Below are 15,769 nucleotides of genomic sequence, written 5' to 3'. Positions count from 1 at the left end.
GAAGCAATCTCGCCGGCCCTTTCGTTCAAAATAGGCATCGATACTTTGCGCCCAGCTCTACATCACGAGGTGGAAAGGCATTGGCGCTGTTCAAGACGATCACCGCGCAGAAGCCTCGGCGGCAGACATGCAGTGCGAATCAGTGATCGAACGATCGCGACGACTCAACGCGCGCCACAACCACCGCAGCTTTTCCACTAGAGCAATACAATCTGCCTGCATTCAAAATGAAACAGATTACGCTGCGGCGGTCCATTTTATCTGCATATGTCTTAGCAATCATTGCTAAATATGAAGATCTCGTAATATATTCACTTAAAGCGGCTGCCACGCTCTGGTAAGTTACGACTTGCGCGCGTGCTCGATGAGATTGCGATCCTTGACACGTGTGCCCCGATGCGAACGAACCAGTTTAAGCTGCACAATGGCCGGATATTGCACGGCCAGCTTGGGGAGGACGAGGCCATATGCCCGAAAACCGAGTGGATCGGCCGCAGCAAACTCTCTATGGGGCCGAATCCGACAACGGTTCAGAGACGACGGTTTCGCTTTGGGATATCGATTTCAAGCTGCTCGATTCCTCGAAGCGATTCAAAGAGCATATAGGTCTGTCGTCCCGGCACGAGGTATCATTGTGGGAGGCTTATCCCGCGTTTGCAAAACCGGCCCTTGCCGAGCTCGTTCGCCACGTCATCGATACGAGTGAACCTCGCACGATCCAACTCGACGATCCAATGCAGGGAAAACGCAATTTCCTCCTCTCCCGTATTCGCGTGGGGCTCCTGATCGTCGAAACCAATGGAGCAGATGAAGCCCTTTCGCCCGAAGATAATGAAAAAGCGCGGCTCATCCATCAGGCAACGCACGATGCCCTGACCGGACTTCCCAATCGTCGCCAATTCAGCGCGGCTCTGATGAAACTGCTTCCGGCAACCGGCAAGATCGGACCGGCGCTGATGCAGCTCGACCTCGATGACTTCAAGCCCGTCAACGACACACTCGGCCACGGCGCCGGCGACATCGTCCTGAAACTCGCCGCCGAGAGAATCACGGGAGCACTCGGCCGCGGCGGAACGGCCTACCGTCTCGCCGGCGACGAATTCGCCATCATCCAGGTTGGGCCGCAGCGGGCTTTGGAGGCAGAGCGGCTGGCAGAAGCGTTGGTGGCCGAATTTAAAAAGCCGTTCACGGTCAACGGCATCTCCCTCTTCGTTGGCGTCAGCGTAGGAATCGCAATTGCGCCTCGCGACGGAAATGAGGGAGAACAACTGATGAAGGCTGCCGATGTCGCCCTTTATGCCGCTAAGAAAGAAGGGCGACGACGGGCGCGGACGTTCGATCCAGCCATGCTGATCGTGGTCGAGCAAAGGGAACTGCTGCGGCGCAGCCTGCGCGTGGCACTGCAGCGCGACGAGTTCTTCATCGAATATCAGCCGCTGGCGGAACCTCCGTCCAATGTGGTTGGTTTCGAGGCGCTGCTGCGCTGGCAGCATCCGACCCTCGGGATCATTCCGCCGGCCGCTTTCATTCCGATGGCCGAAGCCGACGGTCTGATGCGTGAGATCGGCCAGTGGATGCTCGAAGAAGCCTGTCGGGAGGCCTTGACGTGGCCAGAGCATTATACGCTTGCCGTCAATCTTTCTCCGGCGGAGTTCCTGACACCGGGCCTCACCGATCGCATCTCTCAAACACTCGATATCGTCGGATTTCCAGCCGAGCGCCTGGAATTGGAAATCACCGAAGGCGTGCTTCTTGAGCGGACGATTAACAATCTCGATACGCTGAATACGCTGAACGTGCTCGGCATCCAGATTTCCCTCGATGATTTCGGCACGGAATATTCCTCGCTCAGCTACCTCAAGAATTTCCCCTTCGATACGATCAAGATCGATCGTTATTTCATCAGGGATCTTTTGCAGGACGACAAAAGCCAAGCTATTGTGCGCTCCGTCATTGGCCTTGCCCATGGCCTGGGCATGCGAGTGACCGCAGAGGGCGTAGAAACGCAGCAGCAGGCGTCCTGGCTCCAGCAGGAAGGCTGCGATCGCCTGCAGGGCTACTGCATCAGTCCTCCGCTCAGCACAGACAAGCTTGAAGGTTTCATAAGGCAGGGTGCCCGCACTCAATCCGCCGGGACATTCGATGAATTTCACGCCAGCCAATGACTTCTGAAGCGCATTTCGTCGGGAATTTCTCGAGAAGGTACCATGCAGATGCAAGTAGACACGGCTTTCGAGCCATTGCTTGAACTGGAGATGGAGATGGCGACGCTGGTGGCGGACTGGGCGCATTGCGACCAATGTGCTGCTTACGTCGCACGCATGATCAGCCACGATCGCCACGATCCCATCCGCCATGCCAATCTGCTTTCGGCGGCCCTGAACGAGCTTTTCGAGATGTCGTTCCACACCAGGGAAAGCGGCGGTGCCCTTACCTTCCGCGTCTATCGGAATGCCTCGATCGAACGGATCGAACTGACCTTTCCCTGCTCGGCCGAGCAGCGCAATTCATATGAGGCCATCGTTAAGCGCATTAGAAACGGCCAGGCGCTCGCAAACTATCTCGATGTCATCACCGATGATGCCGCGCGTGCAGAGCACGCGATCCTTCTCGGCCTTGCCGTTAATTACGACGCCAACATCGAGCTGTCCGTTCAGGATAAGGGAACAACGACTTTCGTGGTCGACCTCGCGCTCGAAAGGCTACTCAATTGAGCAATCCCTCCCCTGGCCGCTTCACGGCGCAATTCGATGCCAACAATCAGGAATTCTCCCTTTTCGGAGTCCTGAGACCGCGTTCGGTCACGGAACTCGCCGATGATCTCGCCCTGCTGCGCAACGGTATCGAGACGGTGAGCGGCGTCTGCTACATCAATCTCAAGCGCGTCACCCACATGAACAATACGGCGTTCCGCGCCCTGACGCATGTCCTGCTCGATGCCACGCGATCAAGGCCGGATCTCAAACTGACGGTCGTCGCTTCGAGCGTCGTTGCATGGGCGTCGCGATTGTTTCGGCATTTGAGCGATCTGTCACCCAACATCATCGTCGAGATCTATGATTCCGCCTTCTATCCCGGGCAGACATTCGTGGAGAATCAGAGCTTCATTCCGATCCTCCGAACCCAGACGAAAATGACCTGGCGGCACGAGCGCGAGATATTGCCGCGGCACGGCCTTCGCGAGGGCTTGCATATCGCCGACATCTGCTGCGGCATCGGCGATTTCGCCATGCTGCTTCGAAAGGATTTCAAACCGGCGCGGATTGTTGCCCTCGACCATTCTATCCCCAGCCTGGAATATGCCCGCAAGGTCGCAGAAGACTTCGATGTCCACGACATCGAATATACCTATGGCGATGCATCCCAGATGCTGTTCGAGAGCGACCAGTTCGATTTCGTAACCTGCAGGCACTCGCTGCAGATCTTCGACCGCCCGGATGTTCTGCTTCGCGAGCTCTATCGCATATGCAGGCCGGGCGGCAGGGTCTACATCACCAACGAGAAGAACTCCCATTGTCTCGGCGAGCCCAGAGCCGACAGTATCCAATGGACCTATAACGAAGTCGCCAAACTGTTCGCTCATTTCGATATGGATGTCGAAATGGGCCCGAAGGGACGTCGCATGCTGCTGGATGCCGGTTTCAAGGATGTGCGGATGGAAAGCTTCATGGTCACGAATCTCGACGGCGATCCTCAGGATTTTGCCGACATCATCACGGCATGGCAGAATGTCTATGCCGATGAAATGGCGGTCAGAAGAGGGGATTCGGCCGCATTCATCGAGCGATTCAAGCAAGGTTTCGCCGATCATATCTTTGCCGCGCTCCATCCAAGAGGCTATGCCGGCTGGCCAATCTGGGCTTCTTCGGGACAGAAACCGCTATGACAGACGCGCCAATCGCCAAGCAACGGCTGGGACTGCGCTCATTTCGCGCCAAATTTCTCCTCGTCGTCGGCGGAGCCGTTCTCTTCGACCTGCTCGTCAGCGGCGGCCTTGCTTTATGGAATGTCCAGCGCCTATCGCGCAACGCCACGACGGAAGTGGGACTAGGCCTGGAGAAAGCGAGCCAGGATTATATCGGCTCCTATGCGGATTCGACCGCCGCAGAGGTCGGTTTGCTGCTCAACCAGGTCCATTCCGATGTGAAAGCGCTGGCGGGCGTGCTGCAGGGACAGATTGACAATCCGGCGCGGAGCGTCGATGTCGGTGCTGCCATGAGCAGAGCGTCTCCAGGCGCCGTAACGGTGACCTACGACCCGGCTGGCCAGTGGTCGCAAAATCTGCCTGGCACGCCTTCGGTCGTTAGCGTATGGGGTTACTTGCTCGATAAGGATCACCATCCATTGCCTCAGGTGCAGGCAGACATAGAATGGAGCGCTGTGCTCGATCTGGTTGCTCCTTCCTTGTTGCATAACGGCGCGTCGAAGCTGCAGATGTACTATATCGGCCCGCGGGAGCGTCCCATTTTTCGCACTGCTCCCTATACGACGCAGGCGCAGACCTTTGATCGCCTCTATCCGGGCCACAACAGTTCGGATTTTTGGACATTCTTCTTTCCTGGCCTATACGAATCCTGGCAGCAATGGGCCGCCAACCCCTCATCTCGCCCCGTTGCCGATTACATCACTCAGACGGCCCCCTATACCGACGCCATTACCGGCAAGCTGATCGTCAGCTTTTTCCATCCGCTCTGGACACCCGATCGGCATCAGGTGGCCGGTGCGGCCGGTGCGGATATTACACTCACACAACTTGCCGAAATCGTCGAACATGTGAAAGTCGCCCAAACCGGCTTCGGCTTCCTCGCCATGTCGAATGGAAACGTCGTCGCAATCAACCCCGTGGGCGAGAAGATCATCGGCTTGCGCGCCGCCAACGATGCCGCCGCCAAGGGAGTTACGGGTCTCGACCGATCCTTACGCAACAGCACGCAAGCCGCCGTCACCAAACTACCGCTCGATGCCGACGGCGTGATCCAGCACATCAGTCTCCGCGAACAGGGGGAAGACGTTCCCTATCTCGCGGTCGTCAAGCAATTGCGCCCGACCAATCTCTGGGTGGACGGACCGGTCAAGAGCGAGGTCATGTCGCTCGGGATCGTGGTGCCCGAGCGCGAGATCTATGCCTCGCTCATCGCCGCCAAGGACGAGATATCGCGGGCGACCAACCGCATCTTGCTCTATCAGATCATGGCGGTTCTCGTGTCCCTGATGATCGTCACGGCTGCGGTCTTTGCCGCCTCGAAACGCGTTACCAGCGGCATCAGCGCTCTGGCCAGCGCTGCCAAGCGCATACAGGCGAAGGATTATTCGGTCAGGGTCGATATTTCGACCAGGGACGAGGTGGCGGATGCCGGCCTCGCATTCAACAGGATGGCGGAGGATATCAGCTTCCACACCGAAAACCTCGAAAAGCTCGTGTCGGACCGGACTAGGGAGATCGAGGCGGCCAAGGAGGAGATATCAACCCTCAATAGTCAATTGAAGAACGAAAACCTGCGGCTGGCCGCGGAGCTCAATGTCGCCAGGCAGATCCAGCTCATGGTTCTGCCACGGGCCAAGGAACTGACGGCATTCAAGAATCTGGAGATCGCCGCCTACATGCGCCCGGCCGATGAAGTCGGCGGCGACTACTATGATGTTCTGCAGAACGGAAACAACCTGAAGATCGGCATCGGCGACGTGACTGGCCATGGGCTTGAGAGCGGTGTGCTGATGCTGATGGTGCAATCCATTGCCCGCGCCCTGCAAGAGGCGGGTGAGATGGACCCGGCAAAATTCCTGACCGATCTCAACCGCGCGATCTTCAAGAACATCGAACGGACCCGGACCGACAAGCATCTTACCTTGTCGTTTCTCGATTATGACGGCGAGAGGTTGACGATATCCGGTCAACACGAGGATATGATCATTATTCGCCAAGATGGCAAAGTGGAACGCATAGATACGGGCGATCTAGGCCTTCCGGTCGGTCTCGAGCCCGATATCGCTCCCTTTATCGATACACGGCAGATATCCTTCGAGAAAGGCGACATGGTTGTCCTACACACCGATGGAGTCACGGAAGCGGAGAATTCAAAGGGCGAATTGTTCGGCTTCGATAGGCTTTTGGAGGATGCCCGCCGCCTGCATGGCGGAACCGCGGAAGAAGTCGTCGAGGGCATACTCGACGATTTGATGGCTTACATCGGGACCCACAAGATCCATGACGACATTACCCTTGTGGTGATGCGGCACAGGTGACAAATGACGACAGCAATTTTCGGCGAGGAACGTCTGGTTTCCTTCGACGCCACAAACGCCCTTCGCATACGCCTATACGATGGGCCGCTTCATCTGGCGTGGCGCCACTCGGCCATGACATCCGACTTCATTGCGGAGACGATAGCACTCGATTTCCGCCCTTCCGAGCGCCAATACAAGACAGTGCGGCACGACATCGGTTATCTGACCAACGAACTCATCGAAAATTCCATCAAATTCCGCGCCTCGGGCGAGATCCTTATCGAGGCATTGAGGGATGGACATTGTTTCCGGATGCGGACCGTAAACTTAATCGACCGCGAGGCGATGACGCGCTTCCAACAATTATTATTGAAAGTTACCGCTGGCGATCCCGGCGATCTCCTCATAGAACACATCGAAGCAAGCGTTCTTGCCGGCGACAATGCGTCCGGGCTCGGACTGTTGACATTGATGAGCGACTACCAGGTTCAATTGGCCTGGCATTTCGATGAGAGTGATCCGCAAAAGCGGATCAAGCTCCAAACCTATGCCGCCATGGCGATTTCATCGGCGTGAACCCGCGAGAGGCCCTTTATGGAAATCAAGGAAGAAGCATTCCGCGTCTGGTCCGAAGGCAATACCCTATATTTTGACGGCACCATGCGCCTGGCTGGTCCCGATGCCTATGCGCCGGTCTATGAGCTGGCCAGGTCAGTCCTTCATGGGAGCGGAGGCAAAGCGACTTTCGATCTGACCGGCCTGCAGTTCTTGAATTCTTCGGGCATCAACCTGCTCGCCAAACTGACGATAGAAGCACGCAAGCATCCGGATATTCATCTTACCGTATGCGGTTCCTCGCAAATTCCCTGGCAGATGAAATCGTTGCCGAACCTGAAAAAACTGCATCCGCGCCTAGATTTGCGCCTGACCTAGCATATGCGACACGCTTTAGCGATCAAGCCTCGCTACCGGGCGTTCTAAGGCGGGGTTCGAATGCGCGCTGCGACGAGCCGCGCCATCACAGAAATATTGCGAGGCTCTGTTAGCAGGCGAACTCGGTTAGCTCTCCCTTACGCCTACGGACTTTTTCATCTATGCAATAAAATAGAAACTTGAAGCCAATGGTAAATCATTAAGTAAATATCAACTAAAATAATACCTTAAGCAATAACGCGCGGTATCTTAGTTAATCTTCGCATTTATTTTCCGTGTCATAAAAATGTACAGAATGCAAAGCTTCTGCATTCGGTGATAACGACAGCATTGTTAATTATCGGTAAAATATAACCGTAAATTGTAGCAATAATTCCTTGTTGTAAGAAGCCTTGCGCAAGGGAAAAGGCTTTGCTTTTTCCTGAATACTTGGCTGCGTGTCTAGTTTACCGGGAGGGTTTGATGGGCATAGCGTTCAAATCTACAAGTATATCGTTGAAAAATACAAAGAGGCGTACAATCCTTGTCGCGGGAGGCGCAGGATTCCTCGGCTCACATCTTTGCGACCGACTTCTGCAGGATGGTCACGAAGTCATTTGTGTGGACGATTTTTCAACCGGACGGATGGACAATCTCTGGCATCTGCTTCGTTACGAGACGTTCAGCTTCATCCGTCACGACGTCATCTCATCGCTCGATCTGCCTGTCGATGAAATCTACAATTTGGCCTGCCCGGCGTCGCCGCCGCATTATCAGGCCGATCCGATCCGTACGATGAAAACATGTGTTTTCGGCGCGCTCAACTTGCTGGAGCTTGCCACATATCATCAAGCGCGCATTTTCCAAGCCTCGACCTCGGAGATCTATGGCGACCCCCAGGTGCATCCGCAGCCGGAAAACTATTGGGGTAACGTCAATTCCTTCGGCCCTCGCTCGTGCTACGATGAAGGCAAACGCTCCGCCGAAACGCTTTTCCGTGACTTTCACGCCCGTCATGGCGTCGATATCAGGATCGCGCGCATCTTCAACACCTATGGACCGCGCATGCGTCCCGACGACGGCCGCGTTGTTTCCAATTTCATCGTACAGGCGCTCAAGGGTGAGGATATCACCGTCTATGGCGACGGTTCTCAGACGCGCTCCTTCTGCTATGTCGCCGACCTGATCGAAGGCTTCATTCGCCTGATGGCCGACAAAACGACGATCCATACGCCCGTCAATCTCGGCAATCCGGCGGAGTTTACCGTGCGCGATCTTGCCGAGCAGGTCATCGCGATTACCGCCTCCAAGTCGAAGATAATCCATAAACCCTTGCCGATCGACGATCCCCGCCAGCGCCGGCCCGATATCACGGTCGCGAAACGCGAACTGGGTTGGGAACCGTCCATCGCCCTGGCGGATGGATTGAAGTCCACCATCGCGTACTTCGAACGTCAGTTGGTACGTGCGAGCAGCGAGCTTTTCGAGGTTGCGTGATGGGCAAGCAAAAAATACTCGTCGTGGGTGGCGCCGGCTTCATCGGCAGCCACACCGCGAAGCTCCTGCATCGACAAGGCTTCGAGCCGGTCGTCTATGACAACCTCTCGACGGGCCATCAGACCTCCGTGCGCTGGGGACCTTTTGTGGAAGGAGATATTCTCGACACATCCCGCCTTGCCGGGGCGATCGAGGAACACGGGCCTGCGGCAATCATACATTTCGCCGCCTCGGCCTATGTCGGCGAGTCCGTTGAAAATCCTGCTAAATATTATGCCAACAATGTCAGTGGCACGCTGTCGGTTCTGGAGGCATGCCGCCGCACGGAAGCGGATAAGCTGATCTTTTCATCGAGCTGCGCGATATACGGAATTCCCGCGCATCTGCCGATCCGCGAATGCGAGACGCCTCAGCCGATAAATCCCTACGGCAGAACCAAGCTGATTGCCGAACATATGCTGGCCGACTATTCGGCGGCCTATGGCCTTTCCTATGTGGCGCTGCGTTACTTCAACGCCTCCGGCGCCGATCCAGAACAGGAACTCGGCGAATGGCATGACCCCGAAACACATCTCATTCCCCGCGCATTGCTGGCGGCGGCCGGCACGACCGAGACCCTGGAAGTCTACGGCGACGATTACGACACGCCGGACGGCACCTGTGTGCGCGACTATATCCATGTGCTGGATCTTGCCAAGGCGCATGTCCTGGCGGTCGAGTATCTGCTGGCCGGCGGAAACAATCTCGCAGTCAATCTGGGAAGCGGCCGCGGCACGTCGATCAAGGAGATCGTCGGCGCGATCGAGCGCGTTTGCGGCCGTCGGGTTCCTGTTGCCATGCATAGCCGGCGGCCGGGCGATCCGCCTGCCCTTTATGCCGCTTCGGATCTCGCTGCCGAGAAACTCGGCTTCCGCGCTCTGCACTCGGACATCGAAACGATTATCCGGACCGCAGCTCCCTTCTTCGGGCTGGAGATGCGGGGATGACATCGATCCGGACACGAGCTGAAACAATGAGGGCCCGGGCGTTGATGACGCCGGTGCTGCAAGGCCGTAAACGCGCGGAATATGTCGTTTGTGCCGCGTTGTGGCTTGCAGCACTCGGCTATTTCTGGAGCTGGTGGTTCGCGCCAGCGCACCATGTGGACGCGATGGGATCGATCTTGGTGACCTTGGTGCTCGGCTGGGTGACGATCATCCCAGCCTATTTCATCGTCGTCTTCTTCCGCGCCGAAAAGCCGACAGGGGAATTGCGGCTTCCTGCCGGCAGCCGCATCGCAATGGTGGTGACCAAAGCACCGTCGGAGCCCTTCTCGGTGGTGGCCCGGACGTTGGATGCCATGCTGGCGCAGGAGGTGACGCACGACACCTGGCTTGCAGATGAAGATCCATCACCCTCGACGCAAGATTGGTGCCGCAAATATGGCGTCCGGATTTCCACCCGGAAGGGGCGCGAAGATTATCACCGCCAGACGTGGCCGCGGCGCACCCGTTGCAAGGAAGGCAACCTCGCCTTCTTCTACGATCACTACGGCTATGAAGGCTATGATTTCGTCGTGCAGCTCGATGCCGACCATGTGCCCGAACAAGGTTATCTTTTCCAGATGCTTCGGCCCTTTGCCGATCCAGCGGTCGGCTATGTGTCAGCGCCGAGCATTTGCGACCAGAATGCAAATGAGAGCTGGGCAGCTCGCGGCCGCCTCTATGCGGAAGCCAGCATGCACGGATCGCTTCAGGTTGGGTTCAATCATGGACTGTCGCCGCTTTGCATCGGTTCGCACTATGCCGTTCGTACCAAGGCCCTCAGGAGCGTTGGCGGGTTGGGGCCTGAACTGGCGGAAGACCACTCAACCACACTGATGATGAATGCATATGGCTGGCGCGGCATTCATGCGCTCGACGCCATCGCCCATGGCGACGGTCCGCGCACGTTCGCCGATCTCGTCACCCAGGAGTTTCAATGGTCACGCAGCCTGATGATGATCCTGCTGCAATATTCGCCAAGTTTAATCAAACGGCTGCCGCCACGCCTCAAGATCCAGTTCTTGTTTTCGCAGCTCTGGTATTCTCTCTTTTCGCTCTTCATGGCGCTTATGTTCATTATGCCGATCATCGCGCTTATCAGAGGGAAGACCTTCGTCGATGTATCTTATCCCGACTTTCTAATGCATTTCGCGCCACAATCTATCCTACTGATCCTATTTGCCTATCGCTGGCGCAGTACACATACGTTCAGACCAGTCGATGCGAGTATCTTGAGCTGGGAGATGACGCTGTTCCTGTTTGCTCGCTGGCCATGGGCACTCATGGGTTCGCTGGCTGCCATTCGCGATTGGACGGCTGGAACATTCGTGGACTTCCGTGTCACTCCGAAGGGAACGTCGGAGGTCGACCCTCTGCCATTCAGAGTTCTCGCACCTTATGCAATACTCTCTTTTATCTCCATCTTACCGGTTCTGTCCGTCACAGCTGCGGAAGAGAGCAGCGGTTTCTATATCTTCGCAACGATGAATGCCGCCATCTACACTTTGCTGCTGCTGGTTATCATCGTTCAGCATGCGCGTGAGAATACGCTCAGCACGAGCAGCCGCTTTTACCGGCCGGCGCTCGCCAGCGGCCTGATTGCTCTGACTGCCCTGCCATTTGTCGGCATCATGGAGCACGGCCGCGCCGGAGCACAATCACTGATTTGGGACACCGACGGCTACGTATTGTTCGATACGCGCTTTTCGGTGGCAGGTGCTGGAATTGGCGGTCGCGGATTACACAGAATGGTGCTCAATCCGCACTGGCACGTGAGCGACACAGACGATTGAGTTGCATACAGGGACGCTATGGCGGAACGCAGATGAAGATGACTGTGATGGAAACCGAGCAGGATCTCAACGCGCTGGCGGAACGACGCCATGCACGCCAGATCGGCGCTCGCATCTGCGCCATAGGTAAGTCGGTAAGCACACATGGTAGCGGCGCCAAAGCGCCAATCACGATACGGGAGAAATAATATGAAACCATCAAAGAGACAGACCTCCCCGCTTGCCGCAGCATCGCTGGCATGTGCGATCGTTCTGGGGCTTGCGACGGCAAGCAATGCGGCCGTAACCGCGACCACGACCAAGGTGCCGGATGGCGCAAGGCCTATGACGGCAGCTGAACTTTACATGCTCTATCACGACAAGAGCTGGCGCTGGCCTGATGGCGCCGGCCGAATGCAGAATACCGACCGCCGGTTTTCAGCCTGGGTCGACGGAACGGGCGGGCAATCCTGGGCTGAGGGCCGCTGGGCTGTAACGGACACCGGCCGGCTGTGTCTGGAGGCAACCTGGCATGCCGCAAACGGCCAGTTTCCGGCGAAGACCTGTTTTGTCCATCGCATCTTCGATGGAACGATCTATCAGAAACGCGAGACTGGCGGAGCATGGATTGTGTTTCGCCATCCCACTACAGAGAAAACCGATGAGGCGACAAACCTCATCGCCGATGATCTGGTTTCACAACGACTGGAGGCCTTGAAGACCTCTTTAACCGTCCGCAAGACCGAATAGAGGAAGGAGGCAATGCGATGAAAACTCTATCGAAACTAACGACGGCTTTGCTTGCGGCTGGCGCCCTCTGCGGGGGCGTCTATGCTGCCAGCAACGGCTTGGATGCAAGGGCCGAGACCCGGCCGCTCTTCAACGACAAGAGACCGATCATCACTCCCCAATCGTTGCCAGGGGGTGCCTATGATCCCAACGGGGACTTTTCCAATGACCCCAATCCGAAGATCGAGCATCTCTTCCTACCCTGGGAGGATGTCGATCTGTCGACGCTGAGCACGGCAGACGATTATGCCCGCAAGCGCGGGCGCGCGCTGCTGATTACGATCGAGCCTTGGTCATGGGCCCGTAACTGGCGGGTCACGCCAACCGATCTCCTCAATGGAATTCTGGCGGGTCACTATGATTCCAACATGACGGCGATCTGCTCCGCGGCCGCCAAACTCAATGCACCCGTTACCATTCGCTGGGCTCAGGAAATGGACGAGAAGAACGGGCAGTTCACCTGGGCCTACTGGAACGCGCAGGAATATGTGAAGGCCTACAGACACGCCGTCACCGTCTGCCGCAAGAGCCTTCCCACGGCAAAGTACATGTGGTCGCCGATGGGTAAGGAGGGGCTCGAAGCCTACTATCCCGGTGACTCATTCGTTGATGTCGTAGGTTTGTCGGTGTTCGGTTACCAACCGTTCGATCTGCGAAAACTCGGGCGGGATTCGACCTTCGTGGAGGCGACCAAACCCGGATACGACCGTGTGAAGCGCTTCAAGAAGCCGATCGTGATCGCGGAATTGGGCTATCAGGGCAACGAAGCCTATGTTCACGCATGGGCCGAGGAAGCCAATAAGCCTCACTCCGAATTCCCCGACCTGCAATCGGTGGTTTATTTCAACGATCGTGAAGTCTACCCCTGGCCGGACGGTCTGGGCAGGCCGGACTGGCGGGTCGCCACACCGCCCCTGCTAAACTGACCGCGATGATGAAGGGTGGAGGAGAAATATATGTCCTGGTTCCGTTTCATCATTCTGAACACCATGTTCGCGATGCTGCTGGCCGGCACCGCGAACGCGGCAACGCATCGTCATATCGATCGAATGACGGCGCATGCGGCCCACCAAGCCATGCCGATGAGTGCTAAGGAGCTCAAAAGGCTCTACGCGGGACACTCCTGGATATGGAAAGACGGGGCCGGTTTCTTCTCCCGCCACCACCGCCGATTTACGGCCTGGTCGCACACGGGCGCACAAAAATCTTATGCAAAGGGCACCTGGTATGCGACCGATCGCGGTAGACTCTGCATGAGCGCTATCTGGCACAGCAAGAAAAGTGCAGCACCCAATGTATCCTGCTTCCTGCATCGCGAGAAGGCCGGGATCATCTATCAGAAACGAGCATCAGGCGGCAAATGGTATGTGTTCCGTCATAATCCGATCAAACATGATGACGAAGTTCTGAAACTGCGACCGGGCGACTATGTTCGCAAGCATCTGCCCGGTTGAAGTCGAATACTCACATAGGGGCTTTTTCTTGGACAGCGGACGGCACGCGTCCCCACTTGTTCCGTCGAACCGCAATCCAGGGAATGCCCCTATTCTTTCTCGCACGCGCCGCGCGACATTTACTGGGTCGCCTTAAAATGCACCGCGGTTGTAGCAATGCGACGTTTTTCCAAATCCGCTTGGCGTGCAGATATAGGGGGAACCTTTGAAGTACTCCTCAGCAGAAACCGAGGTCGTCTTGGCAAGCGATCTTCCGCTGTAGAAGACGACGTCGTTCTTCTGATACTTCTTCATATACAGCTGGACGGTCTTATTCTTCACGTGCTGACCATCGGCTGCGTTTGCGTTCGCAGCCATACCTGCAGAAAATGCAATTGCAAGTATTACCGAAATTGAAATACCAATTCTTGGATTACTGTTGGTGATATTGTAGGACTTTTTCCCAAAACGCATAAGTTCACTCTCCTTTGCAAGTTTCGTTCGTGTATTACAGCGGAAAACATTTAAGCAACTTCTATAAATATCTTGAAAAGATTAATGAAATCTGCTTAATTTTCCCTACGGCCTTTCGGCGGGGAACTGCAACAATGCTGCCTGCAATGAATATAACTTGGCGCGATATTCGATGGATGCACAGAGCCTTGACTGAGACATCCACAGACTTCTTTGGTTCGCTGATCAAGCCGCATCGCAGCACAGAATCGTTCTCTCAAGACATGATGCAATCATGTCTCTTACGTCAGTCCGCCAACCGGCGGACGCTCGGATGGACTGAAATTCGGGCTGTTTTGCGACGATCGGGGAAATCTTGGATATACAAGGCCTCCATTACCCCCGTGGTCCATTTCGGCCCATCATCGTTCGCCTCTATGGACATCAATCCTTTCATTCGCCTGCGACAAGGACAGTGCGGCGATCGCCAGCCGATCTGGCAAGCTCCTTCGAAAGGTTAGCGCGATGATACAGGATAAAACCGAAACTACCTCCGAACAGCCAAGCCTTATCGAAAGACGCCGCTGGCCTCGCATTTCCGAAGTTCCCCTGCGCGGCAGTACCGAAGACCAGCCAACACTCGTGTCGCTGCCGTTTTCCACCGCCAATGAAGCTCCTCCCCAGCAATTCCTGGCATGGCGGAAACATATGGAGCCGTTGATCGATGCTTATCTTCCCGAAGGCGCTCAGCCCGCCGATGGTTTTGCTGCAAGCCAGACCATCTGGAATCTGGAAGGGGCACTTCTCATCCAGCAAAAAACGCCAGCCTACCGTTACGAGCGCCCTGCAGAAAAAGTACGCTTCAGCGCCATAGATCATTGGCAGATCACCTTCCTGCGCACGGGCAGGACATGGACCAGCGTCAACGGCCATGTGGTCGAAAACGAGCCTGGCATGATGGAAATTCGAGCACTTGGCTGCCCGTTTTACGGCCGCACTATAAGCGCGCAATCCGTCGCTCTCATCCTGCCGTGCGATCTATTTGCCGACCACGGCGGGCTGCCTGGAGCAAGCAACAACATTGTTCTGGGAGGGGCGCGCGTCAAGCTGCTGGCTGACTACATTGCTTTTCTCGAAGCAAACCTCGACGGCTTGACAAAAGACGACCTGCACGGCGTACGCAACCAACTGCAGGAGATGATATTTCATAGTGTCGCACCGCTGGTTGAGGGCCATACGACCGGTGACCGCAGCTCCGAGATCGGCCTGATGACGAAAGCTCGTCGCTTTATCCAGAACAATCTCGGATCAGCGGACCTAACTCCGGAAGCATTGAGCCGGGAATTGGCAATCTCGCGAACCCGGCTTTATGGGCTGTTCCAGACATCGGGCGGTGTCTTGAACTACGTTCGTAGAAGACGGCTTCTGGCAGCACGTGCGGCACTTGCCGATCTGAGCAATGGTCAGAAAATCGCAGATATAGCCGGTAATCTCGGCTTTGAATCTGCAGCTAACTTCAGCCGGGCCTTCGCACACGAATTCGGCTACAGCCCAAGCGAGGTGCGCAGGCATTCAGGCGAATGCAAGATAGAGCATCAACCGCAGATGACGGAGACATCTACCTTCAGCGACTGGCTTAACACGCTTGGTATTTGATCGGTATAAA

The 15,769-nt window shown here is 56.2% G+C and carries 15 protein-coding genes; 14 read left to right on the top strand and 1 reads right to left on the bottom strand.

Annotated elements, in window-relative coordinates; all coding sequences use genetic code 11:
- Positions 1-467: 467 nt before the first annotated feature.
- The 13 genes from ACYJRZ_RS23650 to ACYJRZ_RS23590 all read left to right on the top strand — a co-directional run bounded on the left by ACYJRZ_RS23650 (position 468) and on the right by ACYJRZ_RS23590 (position 13,671).
- Positions 468-2,165: a putative bifunctional diguanylate cyclase/phosphodiesterase gene (locus ACYJRZ_RS23650; protein ID WP_459463113.1), complete on the top strand. Its 1,698-nt coding sequence runs from the start codon at positions 468-470 to the stop codon at positions 2,163-2,165.
- 48 nt (positions 2,166-2,213) lie between these two features.
- Positions 2,214-2,714, top strand: coding sequence for a ubiquinone biosynthesis methyltransferase UbiE (locus ACYJRZ_RS23645; protein WP_459463351.1), 501 nt, complete (start codon positions 2,214-2,216; stop codon positions 2,712-2,714).
- Complete coding sequence (locus tag ACYJRZ_RS23640) at positions 2,711-3,886, top strand: methyltransferase domain-containing protein (RefSeq protein ID WP_459463111.1); 1,176 nt, start codon at positions 2,711-2,713, stop codon at positions 3,884-3,886. The genes ACYJRZ_RS23645 and ACYJRZ_RS23640 overlap by 4 nt, the downstream gene beginning before the upstream one ends.
- The gene (locus ACYJRZ_RS23635) at positions 3,883-6,243 is read left to right on the top strand and encodes a SpoIIE family protein phosphatase (protein WP_459463109.1); all 2,361 of its coding nucleotides are present in this window, start codon (positions 3,883-3,885) and stop codon (positions 6,241-6,243) included. The genes ACYJRZ_RS23640 and ACYJRZ_RS23635 overlap by 4 nt, the downstream gene beginning before the upstream one ends.
- Positions 6,244-6,246: 3 nt before the next feature.
- Positions 6,247-6,801 (top strand): slr1658 superfamily regulator, encoded by a 555-nt coding sequence (locus ACYJRZ_RS23630; RefSeq protein WP_459463107.1) that lies wholly within the window; start codon positions 6,247-6,249, stop codon positions 6,799-6,801.
- Between the two features lie 18 nt (positions 6,802-6,819).
- On the top strand, positions 6,820-7,158 hold the full coding sequence (locus tag ACYJRZ_RS23625) for a slr1659 superfamily regulator (protein ID WP_459463105.1): 339 nt from the start codon (positions 6,820-6,822) through the stop codon (positions 7,156-7,158).
- A 462-nt stretch (positions 7,159-7,620) separates the two neighbouring features.
- Entirely contained in the window at positions 7,621-8,634 is a 1,014-nt protein-coding gene (locus ACYJRZ_RS23620; RefSeq protein ID WP_459463103.1) for a UDP-glucuronic acid decarboxylase family protein, read from the top strand.
- Positions 8,634-9,620: a UDP-glucose 4-epimerase GalE gene (galE, locus tag ACYJRZ_RS23615; protein WP_459463101.1), complete on the top strand. Its 987-nt coding sequence runs from the start codon at positions 8,634-8,636 to the stop codon at positions 9,618-9,620. Before ACYJRZ_RS23620 ends, galE begins: the two co-directional genes overlap by 1 nt.
- Positions 9,617-11,449: a glycosyltransferase family 2 protein gene (locus tag ACYJRZ_RS23610; protein WP_459463099.1), complete on the top strand. Its 1,833-nt coding sequence runs from the start codon at positions 9,617-9,619 to the stop codon at positions 11,447-11,449. The genes galE and ACYJRZ_RS23610 overlap by 4 nt, the downstream gene beginning before the upstream one ends.
- Before the next feature lie 32 nt (positions 11,450-11,481).
- The gene (locus tag ACYJRZ_RS23605) at positions 11,482-11,637 is read left to right on the top strand and encodes a hypothetical protein (RefSeq protein WP_459463097.1); all 156 of its coding nucleotides are present in this window, start codon (positions 11,482-11,484) and stop codon (positions 11,635-11,637) included.
- A 1-nt stretch (position 11,638) separates the two neighbouring features.
- A complete protein-coding gene (locus tag ACYJRZ_RS23600; protein WP_459463096.1) occupies positions 11,639-12,178 on the top strand; it encodes a DUF995 domain-containing protein in 540 nt (179 codons plus the stop codon).
- Positions 12,179-12,195: 17 nt separating this feature from the next.
- On the top strand, positions 12,196-13,143 hold the full coding sequence (locus tag ACYJRZ_RS23595; protein WP_459463094.1) for a glycoside hydrolase family 26 protein: 948 nt from the start codon (positions 12,196-12,198) through the stop codon (positions 13,141-13,143).
- A 30-nt stretch (positions 13,144-13,173) separates the two neighbouring features.
- Positions 13,174-13,671: a DUF995 domain-containing protein gene (locus tag ACYJRZ_RS23590; protein WP_459463092.1), complete on the top strand. Its 498-nt coding sequence runs from the start codon at positions 13,174-13,176 to the stop codon at positions 13,669-13,671.
- A 132-nt stretch (positions 13,672-13,803) separates the two neighbouring features.
- Here ACYJRZ_RS23590 and ACYJRZ_RS23585 read toward each other — a convergent pair whose 3' ends face one another.
- Positions 13,804-14,124: a hypothetical protein gene (locus ACYJRZ_RS23585; protein WP_459463090.1), complete on the bottom strand. Its 321-nt coding sequence runs from the start codon at positions 14,122-14,124 to the stop codon at positions 13,804-13,806.
- A gap of 504 nt (positions 14,125-14,628) precedes the next feature.
- On the opposite strand from ACYJRZ_RS23585, the gene ACYJRZ_RS23580 reads away from it, so the two are divergent.
- Positions 14,629-15,759, top strand: a complete 1,131-nt coding sequence (locus ACYJRZ_RS23580; RefSeq protein WP_459463088.1) for a helix-turn-helix domain-containing protein — start codon at positions 14,629-14,631, stop codon at positions 15,757-15,759.
- The last annotated feature ends 10 nt before the right edge of the window (positions 15,760-15,769 follow it).

This window comes from Rhizobium sp. No.120, from assembly GCF_054558365.1.
Note: the sequence above shows the minus strand (reverse complement) of the source record. Positions and strands in the feature narration are given on the sequence as shown.

Bases quoted from the DNA above. Each gene is read 5' to 3' on its own strand.
- ACYJRZ_RS23650 (WP_459463113.1), top strand. From the start codon at position 468: ATGCCCGAAAACCGAGTGGATCGGCCGCAGCAAACTCTCTATGGGGCC.
- ACYJRZ_RS23645 (WP_459463351.1), top strand. From the start codon at position 2,214: ATGCAAGTAGACACGGCTTTCGAGCCATTGCTTGAACTGGAGATGGAG.
- ACYJRZ_RS23635 (WP_459463109.1), top strand. From the start codon at position 3,883: ATGACAGACGCGCCAATCGCCAAGCAACGGCTGGGACTGCGCTCATTT.
- ACYJRZ_RS23630 (WP_459463107.1), top strand. From the start codon at position 6,247: ATGACGACAGCAATTTTCGGCGAGGAACGTCTGGTTTCCTTCGACGCC.
- ACYJRZ_RS23625 (WP_459463105.1), top strand. From the start codon at position 6,820: ATGGAAATCAAGGAAGAAGCATTCCGCGTCTGGTCCGAAGGCAATACC.
- ACYJRZ_RS23620 (WP_459463103.1), top strand. From the start codon at position 7,621: ATGGGCATAGCGTTCAAATCTACAAGTATATCGTTGAAAAATACAAAG.
- galE (WP_459463101.1), top strand. From the start codon at position 8,634: ATGGGCAAGCAAAAAATACTCGTCGTGGGTGGCGCCGGCTTCATCGGC.
- ACYJRZ_RS23610 (WP_459463099.1), top strand. From the start codon at position 9,617: ATGACATCGATCCGGACACGAGCTGAAACAATGAGGGCCCGGGCGTTG.
- ACYJRZ_RS23605 (WP_459463097.1), top strand. From the start codon at position 11,482: ATGAAGATGACTGTGATGGAAACCGAGCAGGATCTCAACGCGCTGGCG.
- ACYJRZ_RS23600 (WP_459463096.1), top strand. From the start codon at position 11,639: ATGAAACCATCAAAGAGACAGACCTCCCCGCTTGCCGCAGCATCGCTG.
- ACYJRZ_RS23595 (WP_459463094.1), top strand. From the start codon at position 12,196: ATGAAAACTCTATCGAAACTAACGACGGCTTTGCTTGCGGCTGGCGCC.
- ACYJRZ_RS23590 (WP_459463092.1), top strand. From the start codon at position 13,174: ATGTCCTGGTTCCGTTTCATCATTCTGAACACCATGTTCGCGATGCTG.
- ACYJRZ_RS23585 (WP_459463090.1), bottom strand. From the start codon at position 14,124: ATGCGTTTTGGGAAAAAGTCCTACAATATCACCAACAGTAATCCAAGA.
- ACYJRZ_RS23580 (WP_459463088.1), top strand. From the start codon at position 14,629: ATGATACAGGATAAAACCGAAACTACCTCCGAACAGCCAAGCCTTATC.